The sequence below is a fragment of the Aliiruegeria haliotis genome (assembly GCF_003003255.1).
In the GTDB taxonomy this organism is placed as follows: Bacteria; Pseudomonadota; Alphaproteobacteria; order Rhodobacterales; family Rhodobacteraceae; genus Tropicimonas; species Tropicimonas haliotis.
In genome coordinates this window covers 330579-351996 of record NZ_PVTD01000002.1, presented here as the reverse complement: position 1 = coordinate 351996, position 21418 = coordinate 330579, and the positions used below count along the sequence as shown (strand labels likewise).

Sequence of the window (21418 nt, the reverse complement as noted above, 5' to 3'; positions counted from 1 at the left end):
GCCGAGTCTACCGCCCCTGTCTGACAGTTTCATCACACAAGTCGGTTGCAGGAGGCATGCGCCACCCGCATGCGTCCGGTAGCGTATCAAAGCGGCAGGGGGCGCTGCTCGGCGATCGCTTCCATGGCGAAATAGGATGTCACGGAGTCCAGTTCGACCTTGGAGATCAGCCGTTGGTAGACGGCATCGTAGCTGTCCATGGTTTCGGTCACCACTTTCAGCAGGTAGTCGTAGTCGCCGCCAATGCGGAAGAAGTCAACGACCTCGGGGATGCCTTGAACGTGGCGACGGAAATCCTCCAGCCAGCCGGCCGAATGGTGCCGCGTGCGGACCATGACAAAAACCACGAGGCCGAGGCCAAGCGCCCGCCGGTCCACGCGGGCCGTGCTGCCCTGAAGCACGCCGGAGGCGTTCAGTGCCCGCAACCTGCGCCAGCAAGCATTCTGTGACAGGCCAACCCTGTCTGCGAGGTCTCGCTGCGACAGGCTGGAATCCTGTTGCAGGGCACGCAGAATGTTTCGGTCTATATGATCTATATTATGGCTCATATTTCTATCATATGATCGGAAATTGAGAGTTCAATTGCAAAGAAAGGGGGAGTTTTCATCATCCGAACGGGTCAGACTTCCGGGAGCAACAAGAACAGGAAGCACCGATGTCTCTCGATCAATTCAAATCCAACTTGCAGGGTGTCAACGTGATGGCCGATCTGCGCGACGGACTGATCGGCGAAGGCGTTGAAATACCCGGCCTGGATGGGCCGGTGAAGCTGGTGTACGCCGACTACGTCGCCTCTGGCCGGGCGCTGCGCCAGGTCGAGGACTTCATCGCAGAGCACGTTCTGCCCTTTTACGCCAACAGCCACACAGAGGCTTCCTACTGTGGCGCCTACATGACCCGGTTGCGAGCGCAGGCACGGGCGGAAATCGCACGCCTGACCAATGCAGGGAACGACTGCTCCGTCATTTTCGCGGGATCGGGGGCGACTGCCGGCCTCAACAGGCTGGTCACATTGCTGGGGATCGAGGAGGCCGCCAACCCGGTCGTCTTTATCGGTCCGTACGAACACCATTCCAACATCCTGCCGTGGCGGGAGAGCAAGGCCAAGGTCGTGGAGATCCCGGAAGGGCCCTCCGGCGGACCGGACCTTGCGGCGCTGGAGGCGGCCTTGAAGGAGCATGGGGAGGCCGACATCAAGATCGGTAGCTTCTCGGCCGCCTCCAACGTCACGGGTATCGTCACCGATGATGTCGCCGTCACGACGGTGCTCAAGCGTCACGGCGCGCTGTCTGTATGGGACTATGCCGGCGGCGGGCCGTATCTGGCCATGGACATGGGCGAAGGGGCGGCGGCAAAGGATGCCATCGTGCTGTCTCCGCACAAGTTTCCCGGAGGGCCCGGGGCCACTGGCGTGCTCATCCTGCGCGACAAGGCCGTGCGCCGGGACTGTCCGAGCTGGCCGGGTGGCGGTACCGTGTCTTTCGTCTCGCCGTGGGATCATACGTATTCCTCCGACCTGGCGACGCGCGAAGAAGCGGGCACACCCAATATCGTCGGCGATATCCGCGCCGCGTTGGTGTTCCTCGTGAAGGAGGCCATCGGGCAGGATGCGCTCGATCACCGGGAGGCGGAGCTGAACGCCATGGCGAAGGCCGCCTGGCTCCAGCACCCCCAACTGACGCTACTTGGATGTGACAAGGCTCGGCGGTTGCCGATCTTCTCCTTCCTCGTGCGTGACCAGCGCGGCAACCCAGTGCACCAGCAGCTCTTTACCCGCATGCTTTCCGACATCTATGGCATCCAGACCCGCGGCGGATGCGCCTGTGCCGGGCCATATGCCCACCGTCTGCTCGGCATCGACCGCGCCACATCGCAACGCCTGCACGCCGACCTGCTTTCGGGCAACGAGATGGAGAAACCGGGCTGGATCCGTCTGAACTTCAGCGCGCTGATGTCCGACGACACCGCGCGCTACGTGATCTCTTCCGTCATCGATCTGTTGTCGCGACTCGACCAGGTTGTCCCCCGCTATCAATGCGACCCCAGTACCGCGAGATTCAAGGCGGTTGCCTGAGGGCGTATTCTGCTTCACCACTCACGAAGCGCCTGGCCGGCCCGGAAACGGGCCGGCCAACTTTGCTTCGTCGGCCCGGAAACGGGCCGGCCAACTTTGTTAAATCGGTCCGGAGTCGGGTCGGCCGGATTTGCTCTTTCGGCTCGGGAGAGGACCGACCAGCTTTGCGCGTCGCCCCGGCAACAGAAGGGCCAACCCTGCTCATTCGGCACCTGAGGCCAGCCGGAAGCTGCCGTTGTCGAGGCTCCGAGGCGGCTCGACAGGCTGACTGCTCCGGGAACGGAGTTGATCCGGCTGACTCCCTTGGGCTGGTCCAGAAATGGGATGGGCGGATCGTCCGTGCCATCTTCGGAAACCTGTAGGCCGATCCAGTTTCCCCGGAATTGCTCTTGCGGAAAGCGGTTGGCTCGACCGTGATCTAGACGCGGTCGAACCGTGCACGGCGCCGGAACCGGTCTTCCGCCTTCGCACGGCCAATGATGAACGCTATGGTCCCGTGGCACATTCCGCCGACCGACACGCGAGGACATCATGCCAGTGGTCATCGACCCCGCCCAGTTGCCCGAAGACCGACCGGTCATCGAAGCCCTGTTCACGGCGTACCTTGGCTTCCTGCGGGAGCGCGTGCCGGAACACTGGCAGAAGATTTCGAGCAAGTATCCGATCGAGCGGGTGCCGGAACTGGTGTCGGGGTATCTGCTGGAAAACGCCCGACCGACAGGCGAGATCCTGATCGCCCGGCTTGACGGCAAGCCAGTGGGCTGCGCCATGATGCGGCAGACCGAACCGGGGATCGTGGAAATCCAGAGGGTTTATGTCGCGCCCGAGGCGCGCGGCCACGGGATCGGCAAGGACTTGACGCTGAGGTTGATGGCGCTCGCGCGAAAGGACGGTCAGCGGATCATGCGGCTGGACACGGGGCCTGCGCTGACAGAGGCGATTGGGCTCTACAGGTCGCTGGGGTTCCGCGAGCGGACCGCCTACCATTCGGACTACGAAGCGTTGGAGGGGATACTCGTCTACTTCGAGGCCGATCTTCTCGCCTGATCAGACTTTGACCCGCTCTGACTTCGGATCGTACATCGGCTTGAGCGAGGCCTCTGCCGGTATCCGTGCGCCCGCGACCTCGATCTCGTAGCGAGAGGAGAGCACATCGGCCGGTGTCTCGCCGGGGCAGGGGACATAGCCGAGGCCAACAGCTCCGCCCAAAGTGTGGCCATAGCTGCCCGATGTCAGGTGCCCCACCACCTCGCCATCGCGCAGGATCGGTTCGGCGTGATACAGCAACGGTTCCGGATCGGTCAGCCTGAACTGGACCAACCGGCGCTCCAGCCCCGCTTCGCGCTTGCGCAGGACGGCCTCGCGACCAATGAAGTCGGGCTTGTCCCGCGCCACGGCAAAGCCGAGTCCGGCTTCCAGAACGTGATCTTCGCAGGTGATGTCGTGGCCGAAGTGTCGAAAGCCCTTCTCGATCCGGCAGGAGTCCATCATGTGCATGCCGCAGAGCTTCGCGCCCATGCCCTCGCCAGCTTCCCAGAGCGTCTCGAAGATATGCGCAGCCATGTCGGCGGAGGCATAGACCTCCCAGCCAAGCTCGCCCACGTAGGTGACGCGATGAACCCGTGCAAGACCCATTCCGATCTCGACAGTTTGCGCCGTTCCGAAGGGGTTTGCATCATTGGTGAAAGTGTTGGGAGAGACGGCTTCCAGCAAGCGGCGGGAGTTCGGTCCCATCACGGCCAACACCGCCTCGCCCGACGTCACATCGGTGATCACGACCTGCTGTGTGCCCAAGTGGCGGCGCAGCCATGTCTCGTCCGCGAGCCGGGTCGCCGCCGGGGTGACAACAAGGAAGGCCGTTTCCGAAAGCCGGGTGATCGTCACGTCTGCCTCGATCCCTGCGCGAGTGTTGAGGAACTGTGTGTAGACGATCTTGCCCACCGGGACGCAGAGGTTGGCGCCCGCGACGTGGTTCAGGAACCGTTCCGCATCGGGGCCTTCGACACGCAGCTTTCCGAAGGAAGACATGTCGTAGAGCCCGACGTTTTCCCGGACTGCGCGGTGTTCCCGCGCAGCATTCGCGAACCAGTTCTGCCGCTTCCAGCTATGGCGGTAGTCCGGCTCCTGGCCTTCATCGGCAAACCAGTTTGCGCGCTCCCACCCCGCCAGCTCGCCGAACACCGCGCCACGCGCCTTGAGGTGTTCGTGAAAGGGCGTTCGACGCAGGCCGCGCGCTGTGGCCTTCTGCCGGTAGGGGAAGTGATCGGCGTAGAGTAGGCCCAGCGTCTCCTTGCTGCGCTCGAAGAGGTAGTGCCGGTTGCCCTGGAAGGGTTGCATGCGGCTGATGTCCACGTCGCCCAGGTCAAAAGGTTTCTCGCCCGACTCCATCCATTCGGCCAGCGCCATCCCGGCACCGCCCGCCGATTGGATGCCGATGGAGTTGAACCCGGCCGCAACCCAGACATTGTCCATCTCCGGGCAGAGGCCGAGGTGGTAGGCATCGTCGGGCGTAAAGCTCTCCGGCCCGTTGAAGAAGGTCTGGATGCCCGCTTCGGCCAGCATCGGCATCCGGTTCACGGCCCATTCTAGGATCGGTTCGAAATGGTCGAAATCCTCCGGCAACTGATCAAACTCGAAGCTGTCCGGAATGCCTTTCATGCCCCAGGGCTTGGCGTTGGGCTCGAATGCGCCAAGCAGGATCGAGCCGGCATCTTCCTTGTAGTAGGCACATTCGTCGGGCACCCGCAGAACCGGGAGTTGCGCCAACCCGGGGATCTTGTCCGAAACGATGTAGAAATGTTCGCATGCATGAAGCGGGACGTTCGTGCCGGCCATGCGGCCGACCTCGTGTCCCCACATTCCGCCGCAATTCGCAACGTGATCACAGGCGATGACGCCGGTTGCGTCCGCACTGGACCATTCGACACCGGTGACGCGACGCCCAACCCTTTGCATGCCGGTCACCTTGATCCGCTCGACCGCCACAGCGCCGCGAGCCTTTGCCCCGCGGATCATTGCCAGTGCGATATTCGAAGGATCGCCCTGTCCGTCTTTGGGCAAGTAGACGCCACCGACGAGATCATCGCAGTTCAGGTGCTCGTACCTGGCCTTGACCTCGCCGGGTGAGATCGGTTCGACCTCTACCCCGAATGCACGTGCCATGGAGGCCTGGCGCAAAATCTCCTCGTGGCGTTCCGCGGTCAGGGCAACGGTGATCGAGCCGACCCGGCGAAAGCCCGTAGACAGGCCGGTCTCTGCCTCCAGATCGCCGTATAGTTCCTGCGAGTACTTTGCCAGCCGCGTCATGTTCTGCGTGGCGCGCAACTGTGCAATCAGCCCGGCGGCGTGCCAGGTGGTGCCGGAGCAGAATTGCTTGCGTTCCAGCAACACCACGTCTTTCCAGCCGAGCCGGGTCAAGTGGTAGGCAACCGAGGCACCGATCACGCCCCCCCCGACAATGACCACGCGGGCGCTGGAGGGGATGCTCATGTCGTGTCTCCTTGCTCGGGCAAACGCGGCGCCGGCCGCGCATCGGTCCGGTACGTTTGGAGGCCCGACGCCATCAGAACGGTCCTCTCTGCAGGTCCCGCAGCGCGAAACGCGCGACAAGGCTGGCGTCCAGGTCGGGAGAAAACAGGTGTTTCCCGCTTTCCAGGATCGCCGCCTTGCGCGCCTTGGCACCGTCCAGAAGCACCGGCTGCCCCTTTTCGACCCATTCCTTGGGAGAGGATCGGTCGGCGATCTCGGGGTATATGTACTCGGTCTGCATCAGGCGCAGCGTCTGTTCGTGCCCGAGGTAGTGGCCCGGCCCCTCCAGCACCACGGATTTCATCACGTCGATGGAGATGAACTCCTCCCGGACCTCCACACCGCGCACGCAGCGCTGTACCTGGCCCAGCATGTCATTGCCCAGCACGAGGCTCTCAAGGCAGAAGCCCATGAGCGAGGCATGCATGCCGACCGCTTCATAGATCATGTTGAGCCCCGACAGCCCGGCCATGACATTGGATATCGCCTGTTCCCAGCCCGCCTGCATATCCGGCAACTTGGCATCCGCGATCCCGGCCGCCGCCCCGCCCGGAAGGCCGTAGTGCTGGTGCATCTGGGCACAGGCGGCTGTCAGCAACGCCTGTTCGCCTGACCCGCCGGACATCGCGCCCGTTCGCAGGTCCGACACGAAGGGCCAGGTGCCGAAGACGGCCGGGTGTCCCGGTGCCAGGGCGTTCACGTAGACAACACCGGCGAGGCATTCCGCGACCGCCTGCACCACGGCGGTGGCGATCGGGGCGGGGGCGGTCGCGCCAGCCTGCCCGGCGGAGAGCAGAAGCACCGGCATTCCGGCGCGGATGCAGGCTTCCATGACCTCGCAGCTTTCCTCGGCGAAGGTGAGCGGGGGGACGACGAAGCAGTTGGAGTTGCTGACGAAAGGTCGTTCCCGCCAAGCGGCCTCTCCCCCGGCGATCTCGTGCAGCAGCGAGATGCAGGCGGGTACGTTGGCGGCTTCGGTAAAGGACGTGCCGACATGTTTTGATGTACCGGCACAGGCGGCATAGAGCGTGTGAAGATCCAGCTCGGCATTGTCTTCGAACTCCCGGCAGACCACGGGGCGCTGGAAAAAATGGACGTTGTCGAGCGCCTGAACGATCCGCGCTGCATCGTAGAGGTCCTGCATGGTCGGTTCGCGGTACTCCCATGTGTCCACCTCGACCATGTGCACCGCTGCTCCGGCAGTGCCGAAATGCGTGTTGGTGCCTGTGAGTTTCAGGTCATGGGCCGGATCGCGCGCGCACAGCGTGATGCCGCGCGCTGCCCGCGCCAGCATGTCCTCGACCAGTCCACGGGGAATGCGAATGCGCCCGTCATTGCCTTGAACAGCGCCCGCGCCTGTCAGGATTTCGACGGCGGAGGGCGGCGCCTTGGCCAGACCGATCTGCTCCAGCGCGTCCAGTGCGGCATCGTTGATCCGGACGACATCCTGCGCCGAGAGCGGCTTGTACCATCCGCCCGGCAGGCCCGGACGGACAGGGCGGACAGCGGCGTCCAGCGGCCGGGAGCGGGCTTCTCTGCGTGCGGCCCGGCCGCCGGAGCGGCGGCGGGGAGACGTGTCGCTCATGGTGCCATCCTTTGCATCGAATGGGTGGGCTCAGGCCCGGATACGCGCGTTCTCGGGGTCCCAGAGGGGCCGGTCGGGTTGGACGATCGCCTTGCATCGCTTCCCGAATATCTCGATCTCCAACTCGGTGCCCGGCGCCGCGAGGTCCGCGCGCACCGTGCCAAAGGCAATCGAGGCGCCGACACGGTAGCCCCAATCTCCTGACGTGGTTTCGCCAACGACCGTGTCGCCCAGCCAGACGGTCGACATGTATGGCGCGTCACAATCGTCGGCCTCGACGATCATCTGCACGAAGCGTTTGGCCACGCCGCGCTGTTTTTCTGCCATCAGCGCCGCTTTTCCCGGGAAATCCTCGGCCTTGTCCAACTTCACGAACCGATCCAGCCCGGCCTCGAGCAGGGTGTAGTCGGTGGAAAGATCGCCTTTCCAGCTACGATACCCTTTCTCCATCCGGAGCGCGTTGAGGGCATACATGCCGAAGGGTCGCGCCCCGCCGGCGAGCACGGCGTCGTAGATGGCCGGAATGTCGGCATTGGCGGCGTGGACCTCCCAGCCAAGCTCCCCGGCGAAGGAAACCCGCGCCAGCGCCGCGTTCCGGCCTGCCACGGTCGCCGGCTGGATCGACAGCCACGGCAATCCAAGATCCCCGTCCGAAATGGTCTCAAGCAGCGCCCGCGATGCCGGTCCGGTCACGATCAGCGTCGAATACTCAGTCGTGTGGTCGGTGAGTGTCAGGTTCTCGGGCAAGTGCGCCTTCAGATGCTCGAAGTCGTGCCATTGCGCGGCGGCCGCCGTGATCAGGGTGAAAAAGTCCTCCGCATGCCGCATGATCGACATTTCGGTCAGGATCCGTCCCCGGCGGTCGGGGAAATACCCCAGCGTCATACGACTGACCTTGCACAGGTTGCCGGCGACCATGCCCCGCAGCCAGTCCGCTGCGCCGTCGCCCGAGAGGTTGAAGCGGGAAAACCCGGGCAGGTCCAGCACACCGACGGAATCCCGCACTGCCTCGCATTCTTCCCGGATGCGCTGTTCCCATGGACCGGAACGCCGCCATGTCTGTGTCGCCTCTTCGGAGGTGTCGTCGCCCGGCTTCGCGAACCAGTTGGCCCGTTCCCAGCCGTTGTAGGCCCCCATCTGTCCACCGAGGTCCCTGATCGTGTCGTGTACCGGGGAAAGCTTCCGGTCCCGCGCGGCGGGCCAGGCGTGGTGGGGGAAATGCATCGCGTACTCGTTGCCGTAGACCTCCCTGGCCTTGTCGACGCAGTATTGCTGATCGGTGTAGTCGGTGTAGCGGCGCGGATCGCAGGACCACATGTCCCATTCCGTCATCCCCTCCATGATCCACTCTGCCGCCACCTTGCCCGCGCCGCCGCCCTGCGCGATGCCGAAGGTGAAGCTGTGGGCTTCGAAGGCGTTGGGCACGCCGGGCATGGGTCCGATCATGGGGTTGCCGTCCGGGGCGTAGGGGATCGGGCCATTGATGTTGCGCTGCACCCCCTGCGCGCCGAGGATCGGCACCCGTGCCATCGCATCCTCGATATGCCACTCGATCCGATCGAAGTCGTCGGGATAGAGCTGGAAGGAGAAATCCTCCGGGAACGGATCTTCCGGCGATGTCCAATGCGCCTTGCAGTTGGACTCGTAGGGGCCAAGGTTCAGGCTGAACGTGTCCTGCCGCAGGTAGTAGGAGCTGTCGACATCCCGCAACAGCGGCAGCTTGTGTCCCTTCTCACGGGTCCACGCCTTCAGTTCCGGGATTTCCTCCGTCAGGAAGTATTGGTGCGCCATGACGGCCGCCGGCGCCACGCGCCCGCCGAAAGGAACGAACCATTCGGAGACCTTCTGCGCATAGTACCCGGCCGCATTCACCACGATGTCGCAGCGCACATCGCCCTTTTCCGTATGGACGATCCACTCGCCGTTCTTGCGCGAAACTCCTGTCGCGGGACAGAACCGCTCGATCTGCGCGCCCAGATCCCGGGCGCCCTTGGCCATGGCCTGCGTCAGTTGTGAGGGATCGATATCGCCATCCACCGGGTCCCAGAGGCCGCCCGCCAGGTCGTGGGTCTCCATGAAAGGATGGTAGTGCTGCAACTCCTCTGGGGAGCAGATCTTCATGTCGATACCCTGGTAGCGACCCATGCCGGCGACCTTCTCGAACTCCTGCATCCGCGTATCGGAATGGGCGAGCCGGACCGAGCCGGTGACGTTGTAGTTGATCGGATATCCGACGTCGTCGGCCAGCGTCGTGTAGAGTTCCAGCCCGTAGCGCTGCATGTTCATCACCGACCACGATGCGGAGAAGGACGGACAGTTGCCCGCTGCGTGCCAGGTCGATCCGGCGGTCAGTTCGTTCTTTTCCAGCAGCAGGCAATCCGTCCAGCCGCCCCTTGCGAGGTGAAAGAGCGTCGAGACGCCGACAACGCCACCGCCGATGATGACAACGCGGGCCGTGGAGGGAAGGGACATGGGCGGTTCCTCGGTTCGTAGATGGGGCGGTGGTCAGTAAACGGGGGGAGAAATCACCCAGATGGCGATTGCCGGTTCGGCATGGGGGTTGGCCCAGCGGTAGGACTGGCCACGGATACGGAAGCTGTCTCCGGTGGAGACCGAGAAGGGTTGCTCGTCCAGCCATATGTCCAGCGTGCCCGAGATCATGTAGGCGACCTCCTGGGTGGAGCGGGAGATCGGCTTGTCCCGGTGCGACCCCGGCTGGAACGTTGAGTGGATGACCTCGAAACTGTCGGTGAGATCGGGAGATATCAGCGTTTCGACCAACCCCTGGTCATGCTCGCCCATGATGCGCCGCGCGGCGGCGCGCACGATGCGGCCCTTCTCCGTCGCGGGGGCATCGGCCGCGCCGAAGAGCAGTGACAGTGGGACGTTGAAAGTGTCTGCAATTTCCCGCAGGTCGGACAGGCGCGGGGTGGAGATGTCGCGCTCTACCTGTGACAGCCACCCGACCGAGCGGTCGAGCCGCGTGGCGAGGTCCTCCAGCGTCATCTTGCGGGAGATCCGCAGGGCACGAAGGTCCTTTCCCAATGTGTTGCTTTCCGGCGGCGTCATGGGCGACTCGGTCAATGGTGAAATTTTGGATAGAAATTTCACGATCCGCCGTGAAAAAGTCAAAGGAAATTTCACGATTGGCGACGTGTGCGCAGGCCACCGGTGTGCCGAAAGCCGTGTTCTTCGACAGGGTAGCGGTTTCTAGTCGTTGTGGCCGTGCCAGATCGTCAGCCGATGAGACGGATACCCGCGAGGATCAACGCGGCGATGAAGACCGTTTCCGCCACAAGCAGGCCAATGGCAGAGCCGCCGACTTCCAGCACTTGCCTGAGATTGGTCTTCATCCCCACGGCCGCAATTGCGGAAAGCAGGAGCCACCGGGAGCATTCGCTGAGAAGGGTCGCGATCTGCTCCGGGATCAGGTGGGCGGAGTTCAGCGCCGCGAGCACGAGAAAGCCCAGAACAAACCCCGGGAGCAAGGGGGGCGCGATGCCGTCCTGCGGTGCCGCTGCGAAGCTGCGGATAAGCAGGGAGGCCACCAGCACGACCGGCGCGAGCATGGAGACACGGATCAGCTTGACGAGCGTGGCGGTGTCGCCGGTTTCCTCGGAGAGCGTGTAGCCCGCGCCGACGACCTGTGCCACGTCATGGATGGTGCCGCCGAGGAACACCCCGGCCTGCCGCGGGTCGAGCCCGGCGGCGTCGACCAGGATCGGGTACAGGATCATCGCCATCGTTGACAGCACGGTGACGCCCATCACGGTAAAGATGAGGTTCTGTTCGGAGCGGGCGTCCCGTGGCAGGATGGCAGAGATCGCTATGGCCGCGGAGGCGCCGCAAATGGCGACCGAGCCAGCCGTCAGGAAGGCAAACCGCCAGCGGCGCCCAAACAACCGCCCGACGGCGAGGCCGAAGCCGATCGTGGCCACGACCCCAAACACGACGAGGCCGATGAGGTGCGGCCCCAGGTCCAGGATCAGGTCGGCCGAGATCCGCACCCCGAGGAGCGCCACGCCAAGCCGAAGCAGCGAGCGGGCGGAAAAGGCGACACCGGGAACGGTCTTGCCCTCCTCGCCAAGAAAGGAAACGGCGATCCCGAGCAGGAGCGCCAACAGCATCGCAGGTGTGCCGTAGTGTTCGGCCAGAAACTGGGCCGTGGTCGCGACAAGCATCGTCACGACGATGCCGGGCATCAGGGTCGTTGCGGATTGGCGAAGCGGCGCAAGGCGGCGTGTCGTGACGTCGGACATGATGACTCTTGGATTGGATTTGGGCGTTGCCCTGGTGCGGGGAGCTTTGCCCGCAGCGACCTGCGCATTCAGTCAGGCGAACACAGGGAAACCGACGTGCGATCCCAATCCGCTGCCGGGGAACTTCCGATTGCTGGTGACGGCCACCACCGGTTCAGGCACCGATGGTGACAGTGGAGGCGCGCGGCCCTGCGCTGCGGGCGTTCGGGGCGGTCAGGCGCCCTTTTGCGGCCGCATATCGCCGGGATCGATGCCGGCAACCTCCACCGGCGTCTTCATAGCGTCGCGGCGGAAGGGCTCGCCGAGTTCCTGATTGATCATCGCCTCGATGAGCGTGGTCTTGCCCTCGGCCTGGTCCTTCAGCGCCTGGCGCAGGGCCTCCGTCAGTTCCTCCATCGTGCGTGCGACGACGCCCTGAAGGCCACAGGCCTTCGCGATGCCGGCATAGGACACCTGTTCGTCCAGTTCGGTGCCCACGAAGTTGTCGTCGTACCACAGGGTGGAGTTCCGCTTCTCTGCGCCCCACTGGTAGTTGCGGAAGACGATCTGGGTAATCGCCGGCCATTCTCCGCGTCCGATGGCGGTAAGTTCGGTCACCGCGATCCCGAAGGCGCCGTCACCGGAGAAGCCGACAACCGGTGTGTCCGGCTTCGCGATCTTCGCGCCGATGATAGAGGGGAGCCCGTAGCCGCAGGGGCCAAAGAGGCCCGGCGCGAGGTATTTCCGACCGGCCTCGAATGTCGGGTAGGCGTTGCCGATCGCGCAATTGTTGCCGATGTCGGAGGAGATGATCGCCTCTTTCGGCAAGGCGGCGGAGATTGCACGCCACGCCATGCGGGGCGACATCCATTCGGGCTTGTCCGCGCGCGCGCGCTCATTCCAGGTGGTACCGGGGTCGTCCTCCTCGTGGTCCATCGAGGAAAGCTGCTGCGCCCAGGCGGATTTGGTCTGCGCGATGGTGGCCTTGCGCGCTTCGCGGCCCTCGTCACCGGCCGAGCCGGAGAGTTTGCCGAGGATCGCCGTCGCGACTTTTTTCGCGTCACCAACGATGCCGACACTGACCGGCTTGGTCAGGCCGATCCGGTCGGGATTGATGTCGACCTGGATGATCTTCGCGTCCCTGGGCCAATAGTCGATTCCGTAGCCGGGCAGGGTGGAGAACGGGTTGAGCCGCGTTCCAAGGGCCAGCACCACGTCGGCCTTGGAGATAAGCTCCATCCCGGCTTTCGAGCCGTTGTACCCCACCGGTCCCGCAAAGAGCGGATGCGACCCGGGGAAGGCGTCATTGTGCTGGTAGCCGCAGCAGACCGGGGCGGTCAGGCGTTCAGCCAACTCGATGGAGGCCGGAATGGCGCCACCGAGGATGACCCCCGCGCCATTCAGCATCACTGGAAATCTTGCGGAAGACAGCAGGTCGGCCGCCTGGGCGATGGCCTCTTGCCCGCCTGCCGGGCGCTCGAAGTCTACGATCGCGGGAAGCTCGACATCGATGATATGGGTGAAGAAATCTCGCGGTACGTTGATCTGGGCCGGGGCAGAGGCGCGCCGGGCATTCTGGATCACGCGATTGAGGACCTCCGGGATGCGGGACGGGTCGCGCACTTCCTCCTGGTAGGCGACCATGTCCTTGAACAGCGCCATCTGCTCGACTTCCTGGAAACCGCCCTGGCCCAGCGTCTTGTTCGCGGCTTGCGGTGTGACAAGTAGTAGTGGCGTGTGGTTCCAGTAGGCCGTTTTCACCGCGGTGACGAAATTTGTGATGCCGGGCCCGTTCTGGGCGATCATCATCGACATCTTTCCGCTGGCCCTTGTGTAGCCATCCGCCATCATGCCGCCGGAGCCTTCGTGCGCGCAGTCCCAGAAGGTGATGCCGGCCTTGGGAAACAGGTCCGAGATCGGCATGAAGGCTGAACCGATGATGCCGAAGGCATGCTCGATCCCGTGCATCTGGAGGGTTTTGACGAAGGCCTCTTCGGTCGTCATCTTCATTGGGCGGACTCCTGGAATGACTGGCGCCATCACTGCGCGTTTGGCCCAAGTCCTAGTCGTCCGGAGGGTGGGCGCAATAGGGCCAGATGCAATATCGGAATGGGGCCAGTTCTCTTGCGAACCCTCGAACGCCTGGTTGCAGCTCAGCGCGGCTCAAGTCGACTCCCGGATGGCCTGGGCAATACGGGCGATCCCATCTGGAATCCGGGCGGTGGCGATGGAAGAATAGGCCAGACGGTAGTGGCTAGTGATATTCTGATCCGCCCCGAAGAAGGCGCGGCCGGGTTCGATCAGAACGCTTTGCTCGCGCAATTGCTGCGCGAGTTGCGTGGTATCGATACCGTCGGGCGCCTGCATCCAGTAGGAGGAGCCGCCAAAGGTCCCACGACCGGAGACTTTCAGGCCGTTCTCGCGGATTGCCTCGTCCATGGTCGCCCGGCGGCGGCGGTAAGCGCGTCCCATGCGGGCGACCTGTGCATCGTAGTGGCCAAGCGACAGGAAATAGGCCGCGGTGCGCTGGATATGGCCTGGCGGGTGGCGCATGACGAGGGAACGAAGGGCGCGGGCCTCGCGGATGAAGGGCTCCGACGCTACGAGATAGCCAAGCCGCAGACCGGGAAAGAGCGATTTGGAGAAGGAACCTGTGTAGATCACGGCGCCTTCGCCATCGAGCGATTTCAGTGCCGGTGAGGGCGAGCGGAGAAAGGGTATCTCGAACTCGTAGTCATCCTCGACGATCAGGAATCCGTCCCGCGCGGCTCGCTCCAGAAGTGCCTTGCGGCGCTCCAGCGGCATGGTGGCATTGGTCGGGCAGTGGTGGCTGGCGGTCGTGAAGACGACGTCTGCGCCGCCGGGGATGGCGTCCGGGGGCAAGCCGCCTTCGTCGACGTCCACGGGGTGGGTGATACAGCGGGCCTGCGAAAGGATATCGCGCAACCCGTGGTAACAGGGGTTCTCAATCACCGCTGTCCGCCGCTGGGTGAGCAGGATCTGGGCCGTGGTCCAAAGCGCGTTCTGCGCGCCCATGGTGATCAGGATCTCTTCCGGGCGGGCGGAAATCCCGCGCCGGGGCAGGATGTGACGCAAAATGAACTCGATCAGTCGCGGGTCGTCGCGTTCGTAGTAGTCGGAGGTGAGAGCTTCGAAATCCTTCTGCCCCAGCGCCTGCAACGCGCAAAGGCGCCAGTTCTGGTGGTCGAACAGGCGCGCGTCGGCCTGTCCGTAGATGAAGGGAAAACGGAAATCGCGCCAGTTCGGAGGGCGGGTGAGCGTCGCGCGATGGGAAAATCGCTGGCCAAGGGCGCGAGACCAGTCCACGCGGCTTTCGGTGGGTGCGGCCTGCGGTGCGAAGTTCGGTGGTCGGGGGGCGTTGTCGGAGACGAAATACCCCGACCGCCCGCGCGAGGCGAGGTAGTCGTTGGCGACGAGCTCGGTGTAGGCGATGGTCACCGTGATGCGGGCAACGCCGAGGTGCCGGGCAAGCCTGCGAGACGACGGCATTCTTTCGCCGGGTTGGAACCGGCCGGTCAGGATGGCTTCGGCCACCTGTTGCTGGATCTGCTGTTGGAGGGTCTGGTCGCTGTCGGGGTCGAGGAAGAACGTCTCGGCTGGAATTGCCATGGCTGGCCCTATGATGCGACGGAACTGGACCTATATCTAGCGCCGTTTCACCGGGAAGGCCACCGGGCTGTCAGGAGAGCGGCGAAACCTCCCCTGTTGTGGCGCAGACCGCGATGCGCCTCCCCTGGCGTTCCCAGACCGTATGGAATGTGGTCGAACGGCATGGATCCCTGCGAAAGCCCACATCGGAGAGCAGATGCGGGGACAGCGCCGCAAGACGGGCCAAGTCTTCATGCGGGAGTTCGGTGCCGTCAGTGTCGGCGGTTGGGAGAGCGCAGCTACTGCTGGCGTCCGGCGGAGAGATACTCCAAAGGCGAAGAAACGGCTGACGGGACAGGGCGGCCATCGTGTGTGTCCTTTTGCAATTGACCACTGGGACGATAGTTGGACCATTGTGGATTTTGCGCAAACGAGAATACCTGCTAGAATGAGTTAGAAAATCTCTCCCATGGTGTGCCATGAAACTTCCCCCGCTGAATGCACTCCGAGCCTTCGAGGCCGCCGCCCGCCACGAAGGCTTCATCGCCGCGGCGGACGAGTTGTGCGTGACCCGCGGGGCTGTCAGCCAGCAGATCAAGGCCCTGGAAACGCATCTCGGTGTGCCGCTTTTCCACCGCCATTCGCGTGGCGTGGCCCTGACGGAGGCAGGGCGGCGCTTGTTGCCGGTGCTCAGCGACGCTTTCGGGCGAATTGCCGGGGCCACGAATGCGCTATCGGAACAGGCGGCAGACCTGAGGATCATCTGCCCGCCGGCGACCTCGATCCGTTGGCTGATACCGAGGCTCGACGCCTTTCGCGCCGCGCACCCGGAGATCCGCGTTCGGCTGACGACCGAGTTTCATTCCGGCGGCAATTACGACGCGGCAGAATACGACATCGGCTTTACCTGCGCGCTGTCACCGGGAAGGTCACCGGATATCGAGACCCGCGAGCTTTTCCCCGTCTTCCTGACGCCGGGATGCGCACCCTCCATGCTGGAGGGCGAGGCCGCGCTCAAGCGACCAGAGGACCTTGCCCGGGTGAAACTCCTGCACGAGGTCGCGGAGCGTTCGGACTGGCAGGCGTGGCTGGATCGGTTTCCCGTGCCCGGGGTGTCGGCCGAGTCCGGCGACGTGTTCCCGAACCTCGACATGGCAACCCGGGCCGCGGTCATCGGGTCGGGGGTCGTGATGGCCGATCTGGTACTGTGCCGCGAAGAGATTGAGCGCGGGCAGCTGGTGCTCCCGTTCCCGGACATGGTCCGCACCTCGCCGCAAGGGCCGATCTGCCTGATCTCGCATCGCGAAAGATGGCAGGAACCGAAGGTCCGGCGCTTTGCAGAATGGGTCGAACAGGAGGCTGGGCGAGACCGGGCGGCACTGGATCTCGAGCGTTTCGACGAGGTTTAGCCGATGGCGGTCAGTTCCCCTGCCGCGCCGGAGGCGCGGCCACCCCCAACCGTTTCCCGAGCAGCTTGCTGCGAGTGGAAACCGGCGGGAGCGCCCGGTCTTCTTTTGCGGCGCCCTAGCTGAACACGCGCCCCAGGGCGACGTCGACGGCCTCGGTGATCTGGTCGATGTCGTCGGGCGTGGCAATCAGCGCCGGCGAGAAGCACAGCGTGTTGTTGAACCCCGGGAGTGAGCGGTTGGTGACGCCGATGATGACCCCCTGCGCGCCGCATTCCGCGACCACTGCCTGGGCGAGTTTCTCGGCAACCGGTTCCTTGGTGGCACGATCGGCAACAAGTTCCGCCCCGAGAAACAGCCCCTTGCCGCGCACGTCGCCGATGACCTTGTGCTTCTCCATCAGGGATTGCAGGTTCCCCAGCATCCGCTCGCCCATCGCCGTGGTGTTGGCGAGCAGGTCCTCGTTCTCGATGATGCGCATGTTCTCCAGCGCGGCGGCCGGGCCGGCGGTGCAGCCACCGAATGTGGAGATGTCGCGGAAGTAATTGAGCGGATCCTCCGCGTCGTCCTTGAACAACGCGAAGACCTTCTCGTTGGTGACCATGCAGGCGATGGCCGCATAGCCGGAGGCCACGCCTTTCGCCATGGTCACGAAGTCCGGTTCGATGCCGTATTGCTGGTAGCCGAACCAGGTGCCGGTGCGGCCAACGCCGCAGACGACCTCGTCAATGTGAAGCAGGATCTCGTACTTGTCACAGATCTCCCGCACCCGCTGCCAGTAGCCCTCCGGGGGCGTGATGACACCGCCGCCAGCTGTCACCGGTTCCAGGCAGAGCGCGCCCACTGTGTCGGGGCCTTCCCGGAGGATGACTTCCTCGATCGCGTCGGCGGCGCGCTCGCCATAGTTCTCCACGTCCCACTGGGCGCGGTACTCCAGGCAATGGGGCACTTCGACGAAGCCCGGCGTGTAGGGGCCGTATTGCAGGTTCCGCTCGGGCTGGCCACCGGCGGAGATCGCGGTGATGGAGGAGCCGTGGTAGTCGCGCTCGCGGTAGAGGATCTTGTGCTTCCGTCCGCCATGGCGCTTGTGCGCGATCTGGCGGACCATCTTGAAGGCCTTCTCGTTGGCCTCCGTGCCGGAGTTCACGTAGTACACCCGGCTCAGCCCCGGCATCTTGGCGATCAGGGCCTCGGCAAACATCGAGCCTGGAATGGAGCCTGCCGACTGGGCGAAGTAGTTCAGTTTCACCAGTTGGTCGCGTACCGCATCGGCGATGGATTCGCGGCCGTAGCCGACATTCACCGTCCACACGCCGCCCGAAACCGCGTCTAGGTGTTCGCGCCCGGTGGCGTCCCACAACCGCATGCCCTTGCCTTCGACCATGATACGAGGGTCGTTGGTTTCCAGTGGCTTGTGCTGAAGGAGGTGGTGCCAGATATGGGCGCGGTCGGCCTCGACAACGCGGCTGATATCATTGGCGGTCAGGGAGACATTCATCTCGGAACTCCTTGAAAGTGCAGGGGGCGCGAGCCGGGGACTCCGTCGACCGGCAGCTTGCTTCTCAAACTGCATGGAAAGGGTGCTGGATATAGGTCCAGATTCAATGTTGGGATCGGTCCAGAAAGATGGCCGTGTTGCCAGACTCCGGTTCTGGCGTAAGCTTTTTCCTACGCAGACAGGTCCGCCGCAGGGTGGGCTTCACCAGACGGGGCGCGCCCGCAGGTCTGCCAATCAACAGGAGAGTGAAACGCATGACCATCAAGAACAGACTTCTCGGAGCGGCGGCCGGTGTGGCGCTGCTCACTGGTTCGCAGGCCGCGTTGGCAGCGGACAGCCTGACCGTTGCGTATTTCCTCGAATGGCCGATGCCGTTCCAGTACGCGAAGGCGACGGGGATGTACGACGAGGCTCTCGGCATGGAGGTGAACTGGGTTTCCTTTGACGCCGGGACCGCGATGTCGGCGGCCATGGCCTCCGGAGACGTCCAGATTTCCGTGAGCCAGGGTGTGCCCCCGTTCGTCGTCGCGGCTTCGGCGGGACAGGACCTGCAGATCGTCGACGTGGCCGTGAGCTACTCGGAGAACGACAATTGCGTCGTCGCCGAGGCGCTTGAAATCGACAAGGAATCGGCTGGCGAGCTGGAGGGAAAGAAGGTCGGCGTGCCGATCGGGACCGCCGCCCACTACGGATTCCTCAGCCAGATGAGCCATTTCGGGGTCGACGTCTCGACGATGGAGATCGTTGACATGGCACCGGCCGATGGCGCGGCGGCCTTCGCCCAGGGCAACCTGGACATGGTCTGTGGCTGGGGCGGGGCGCTGCGGCGCATGCAGGAACATGGAAACGTCCTTTTGACCGGCGCCGAGAAGGAAGAGCTGGGCATCCTCGTCTTTGATGTCACCTCCGTGCCGGCAAGCTTCGCGGCCGAAGAAGCCGAACTCCTCTCCAAATTCCTTGCGGTGACGGCAAAAGCCAACGCGATGTGGAACTCCGGTGAGAACACTGACGCGATGCTGGAAGTGATCGCAAAGGATGCAGGCATGGACCTTGATGCCACCCGGGAAACCATTGCGACCTTCACGTTCCCCTCTGTCGAGGAGCAATTGGGCGAGAAGTGGCTCGGAGGCGGCGCGGCCGAGTTCATGCTTGGCGTGGCCAAGGTGTTCAAGGATGCCGGGTCCATCCCGGCCGCCCTCGACACCTACGAGGATTCGGTGAACACCGGTCCGCTGACTGCTGCCAGCAGCATGTAGGCTCCCACAGGACGCGGAGGGGGGTGGCGGCGAGCTGCCCCCTCCCACAACCGATTGCGCCCTGCGCGCACCCCGTTTTTCCCCACATGAGAGGAGACCGCCAGCCCATGGACGGCCTTCATATCGAGAACATCTCCATGCGGTTCGACCTGCCAGACGGAACGCATGTGCAGGCGCTGCAGGACGTGTCGCTGGAGATCAAGACCGGCGAGATCGTGTCGGTCCTCGGCCCCTCGGGCTGCGGCAAGACCACTTTGCTGAACATACTTGCAGGGTTCCTCGCGCCCACTGGCGGGCAGGTCCGGATGAACGGCCACGTTGTCCAGGGGCCAGATGCCGAGCGCGGCATGGTGTTCCAGAAAGGCGCCCTGTTCGAGTGGATGAGCGTGCGAAAGAACGTCTCTTTCGGTCCGCGCATGAAGGGAATGGCGAAACCCGAGCGCACGGAAATCGTCGATCATCTCCTGGAGACGGTCGGACTTCAGGACTTCAAGGAGAAGGCGGTCTACGAATTGTCAGGGGGCATGCAGCAGCGTGTGGCGCTGGCGCGATGCCTGGCCAATGATCCTGACGTTATCCTGATGGATGAGCCGTTGGGTGCGCTCGACGCGCTCACCCGGGAGAAGATGCAGGGGCTGGTGCTGAAGCTCTGGAAGGAGACCGGAAAGACGGTGATCCTGATTACCCATTCGGTGGAGGAGGCATTGCTGCTCGGCGAAAGGCTGATCGTGATGGCGCCGCGTCCGGGCCGGATCTACCGGGAGTACAACCTGCCCTTTGCCGACAATGCGGTGGGGGCCGATCTGCGCGAGGTCAAGAAGGTCCCGGCCTTCGGGGAGACCCGCGACGAAATCCTGTCGATGATTTGGGAGATGGAAGAGGAGATCATGGGCCGGGCGGAGGGCGCGGCATGACCGGCCTTGTGCTTCTGCTGATCTATGTCGGCCTTTTTGTCGGCCTGTATTTCGTCGTCCGGTTCATCCACTCCATCGGCCGGAAGGAACATGACTACACCAGCCTGAAGACAGTGACCTTCGGCGACGAGAGCGCGATCCGGCCAGACCGCTGGGCCTCGTTTTTCTCGGTTGTCGTGATTTTCGTGATCTGGGGGGCCTTCACGGGGTCCAAGTGGGTGCCGTTCCACGTTCCCGGTCCCTTTCTTGGGGAGACGAGCTTTGCCTACACCGCCACGGATGGTTCCGGGGCGACGGATGACGCCCGTGTGCATGTCGTCGTCCACGAGGTGGGAACCAAGGCGGCGCCGGCTGAGGTCCCCCCGGGCGATGGCTTCGCGCAGGACGATTCTGTCGCCGTCGGGGCCTGGCGCTCGGTGCTGGTGAAGGCCGTTCGAAACGACGGTGAGGGCGCTGCGGTGACCGCGGTCGACGGGCAGCCCATTGCGCCGGGTCAACGGGTGCGGGTCGCGGATGGCGCGGTGGAAATGACGGCCAAGGGGTCGCTCAACTTCACGCCCGCCAAGGGGTTGCAAATGGAACCCATCTGGATGCCGCCGCCGGAAGCGGTGGTGGAGCGGTTTTTCGAGATCGCCACCGAAGGCTACCAAAACTTCACCCTGTGGGAGCATCTCGGATGGTCGCTGCTTCGGGTGGTCGCGGGCTTTGTCCTGGGGTCCCTGGTGGGCATTCCGCTGGGCTACGCGATGGGTCTGTCGGGCTGGTTCCGTGGTTGGTTCGACCCGATCGTCGAGTTCATGCGGCCTGTGCCGCCGCTGGCTCTGATCCCCCTGGTGATCATCTGGTTCGGCATATGGGAAACTGGCAAGATCGTGCTGCTGTTCCTCGCGGCCCTTTGGATCATGACCATTGCAGCGCGGGCCGGTGTGTCCGGGGTGAGCATCTCGAAGGTGCACGCCGCGTATTCGCTGGGTGCCAGCAAGCGACAGGTGCTCAGGCATGTGATCGTCCCGAACTCGCTGCCGGAGATCTTCACCGGCGCCCGGGTAGCCATGGGCGTCTGCTGGGGCACCGTTGTCGCCGCCGAACTTGTGGCGGCGCAGAAGGGCGCGGGGATGATGATCATCGCGGCGTCGAAGTTCCAGCTCACCGACATCGTGATCATGGGCATCATCCTGATCGGTGTCATCGGGTATGGCATCGACATCCTTATGCGCATGGCCGAGCGGATCCTGGTTCCGTGGAAAGGTCGTTCCTGACCTCGGCGGTCGGGGCAGGGACCTTGTCTCACGGTCTGCATCATCACGGCC

At 64.0% G+C, this 21418-nt stretch carries 15 protein-coding genes; 6 read left to right on the top strand and 9 right to left on the bottom strand.

The window, feature by feature from the left end; genetic code table 11:
* Window positions 1–86: 86 nt before the first annotated feature.
* Entirely contained in the window at window positions 87–548 is a 462-nt protein-coding gene (locus CLV78_RS07025; protein WP_106204077.1) for an Lrp/AsnC family transcriptional regulator, read from the bottom strand.
* Window positions 549–655: 107 nt separating this feature from the next.
* On the opposite strand from CLV78_RS07025, the gene CLV78_RS07020 reads away from it, so the two are divergent.
* Window positions 656–2074: an aminotransferase class V-fold PLP-dependent enzyme gene (locus tag CLV78_RS07020; RefSeq protein ID WP_106204076.1), complete on the top strand. Its 1419-nt coding sequence runs from the start codon at window positions 656–658 to the stop codon at window positions 2072–2074.
* Window positions 2075–2605: 531 nt separating this feature from the next.
* Entirely contained in the window at window positions 2606–3121 is a 516-nt protein-coding gene (locus tag CLV78_RS07015; RefSeq protein WP_106204075.1) for a GNAT family N-acetyltransferase, read from the top strand.
* Here CLV78_RS07015 and CLV78_RS07010 read toward each other — a convergent pair whose 3' ends face one another.
* The 7 genes from CLV78_RS07010 to pdxR form a co-directional block, all read right to left on the bottom strand.
* Window positions 3122–5563 carry a GcvT family protein gene (locus CLV78_RS07010; protein WP_106204074.1) on the bottom strand — a complete coding sequence of 814 codons (2442 nt, stop codon included), beginning with the start codon at window positions 5561–5563 and terminating at the stop codon, window positions 3122–3124. It lies immediately after the preceding gene.
* 73 nt (window positions 5564–5636) lie between these two features.
* Entirely contained in the window at window positions 5637–7187 is a 1551-nt protein-coding gene (locus tag CLV78_RS07005; RefSeq protein WP_106204073.1) for a trimethylamine methyltransferase family protein, read from the bottom strand.
* 30 nt (window positions 7188–7217) lie between these two features.
* Window positions 7218–9659 (bottom strand): GcvT family protein, encoded by a 2442-nt coding sequence (locus CLV78_RS07000; protein WP_106204072.1) that lies wholly within the window; start codon window positions 9657–9659, stop codon window positions 7218–7220.
* 33 nt (window positions 9660–9692) lie between these two features.
* On the bottom strand, window positions 9693–10256 hold the full coding sequence (locus tag CLV78_RS06995; RefSeq protein WP_106204071.1) for a helix-turn-helix domain-containing protein: 564 nt from the start codon (window positions 10254–10256) through the stop codon (window positions 9693–9695).
* 167 nt (window positions 10257–10423) lie between these two features.
* Window positions 10424–11446, bottom strand: coding sequence for a YeiH family protein (locus CLV78_RS06990; protein WP_106204070.1), 1023 nt, complete (start codon window positions 11444–11446; stop codon window positions 10424–10426).
* A gap of 213 nt (window positions 11447–11659) precedes the next feature.
* On the bottom strand, window positions 11660–13435 hold the full coding sequence (gene xsc, locus CLV78_RS06985; protein ID WP_106204069.1) for a sulfoacetaldehyde acetyltransferase: 1776 nt from the start codon (window positions 13433–13435) through the stop codon (window positions 11660–11662).
* Between the two features lie 153 nt (window positions 13436–13588).
* Entirely contained in the window at window positions 13589–15055 is a 1467-nt protein-coding gene (gene pdxR / locus CLV78_RS06980; protein ID WP_106204068.1) for a MocR-like pyridoxine biosynthesis transcription factor PdxR, read from the bottom strand.
* Between the two features lie 458 nt (window positions 15056–15513).
* Between pdxR and CLV78_RS06975 the strand changes: the two genes are divergently transcribed.
* On the top strand, window positions 15514–16443 hold the full coding sequence (locus CLV78_RS06975; RefSeq protein WP_106204067.1) for a LysR substrate-binding domain-containing protein: 930 nt from the start codon (window positions 15514–15516) through the stop codon (window positions 16441–16443).
* A 115-nt stretch (window positions 16444–16558) separates the two neighbouring features.
* Here CLV78_RS06975 and CLV78_RS06970 read toward each other — a convergent pair whose 3' ends face one another.
* Window positions 16559–17938: an aminotransferase family protein gene (locus tag CLV78_RS06970; RefSeq protein ID WP_106204066.1), complete on the bottom strand. Its 1380-nt coding sequence runs from the start codon at window positions 17936–17938 to the stop codon at window positions 16559–16561.
* Between the two features lie 254 nt (window positions 17939–18192).
* On the opposite strand from CLV78_RS06970, the gene CLV78_RS06965 reads away from it, so the two are divergent.
* From CLV78_RS06965 to CLV78_RS06955, 3 genes are all read left to right on the top strand, one after another.
* Entirely contained in the window at window positions 18193–19194 is a 1002-nt protein-coding gene (locus CLV78_RS06965) for a taurine ABC transporter substrate-binding protein (protein WP_106204065.1), read from the top strand.
* Window positions 19195–19301: 107 nt separating this feature from the next.
* Window positions 19302–20108: a taurine ABC transporter ATP-binding protein gene (locus CLV78_RS06960; protein WP_106204064.1), complete on the top strand. Its 807-nt coding sequence runs from the start codon at window positions 19302–19304 to the stop codon at window positions 20106–20108.
* Window positions 20105–21367, top strand: coding sequence for an ABC transporter permease (locus tag CLV78_RS06955; RefSeq protein WP_106204063.1), 1263 nt, complete (start codon window positions 20105–20107; stop codon window positions 21365–21367). The genes CLV78_RS06960 and CLV78_RS06955 overlap by 4 nt, the downstream gene beginning before the upstream one ends.
* The last annotated feature ends 51 nt before the right edge of the window (window positions 21368–21418 follow it).

Excerpts from the sequence above, each read along its gene's own strand:
- CLV78_RS06995 (WP_106204071.1), bottom strand. The coding sequence starts at position 10,256 with ATGACGCCGCCGGAAAGCAACACATTGGGAAAGGACCTTCGTGCCCTG.
- CLV78_RS06970 (WP_106204066.1), bottom strand. The coding sequence starts at position 17,938 with ATGAATGTCTCCCTGACCGCCAATGATATCAGCCGCGTTGTCGAGGCC.
- CLV78_RS07015 (WP_106204075.1), top strand. The coding sequence starts at position 2,606 with ATGCCAGTGGTCATCGACCCCGCCCAGTTGCCCGAAGACCGACCGGTC.
- CLV78_RS06960 (WP_106204064.1), top strand. The coding sequence starts at position 19,302 with ATGGACGGCCTTCATATCGAGAACATCTCCATGCGGTTCGACCTGCCA.
- CLV78_RS07000 (WP_106204072.1), bottom strand. The coding sequence starts at position 9,659 with ATGTCCCTTCCCTCCACGGCCCGCGTTGTCATCATCGGCGGTGGCGTT.
- CLV78_RS07010 (WP_106204074.1), bottom strand. The coding sequence starts at position 5,563 with ATGAGCATCCCCTCCAGCGCCCGCGTGGTCATTGTCGGGGGGGGCGTG.
- CLV78_RS07005 (WP_106204073.1), bottom strand. The coding sequence starts at position 7,187 with ATGAGCGACACGTCTCCCCGCCGCCGCTCCGGCGGCCGGGCCGCACGC.
- CLV78_RS07025 (WP_106204077.1), bottom strand. The coding sequence starts at position 548 with ATGAGCCATAATATAGATCATATAGACCGAAACATTCTGCGTGCCCTG.
- CLV78_RS06975 (WP_106204067.1), top strand. The coding sequence starts at position 15,514 with ATGAAACTTCCCCCGCTGAATGCACTCCGAGCCTTCGAGGCCGCCGCC.
- CLV78_RS06955 (WP_106204063.1), top strand. The coding sequence starts at position 20,105 with ATGACCGGCCTTGTGCTTCTGCTGATCTATGTCGGCCTTTTTGTCGGC.
- xsc (WP_106204069.1), bottom strand. The coding sequence starts at position 13,435 with ATGAAGATGACGACCGAAGAGGCCTTCGTCAAAACCCTCCAGATGCAC.
- CLV78_RS06965 (WP_106204065.1), top strand. The coding sequence starts at position 18,193 with ATGACCATCAAGAACAGACTTCTCGGAGCGGCGGCCGGTGTGGCGCTG.
- CLV78_RS07020 (WP_106204076.1), top strand. The coding sequence starts at position 656 with ATGTCTCTCGATCAATTCAAATCCAACTTGCAGGGTGTCAACGTGATG.
- pdxR (WP_106204068.1), bottom strand. The coding sequence starts at position 15,055 with ATGGCAATTCCAGCCGAGACGTTCTTCCTCGACCCCGACAGCGACCAG.
- CLV78_RS06990 (WP_106204070.1), bottom strand. The coding sequence starts at position 11,446 with ATGTCCGACGTCACGACACGCCGCCTTGCGCCGCTTCGCCAATCCGCA.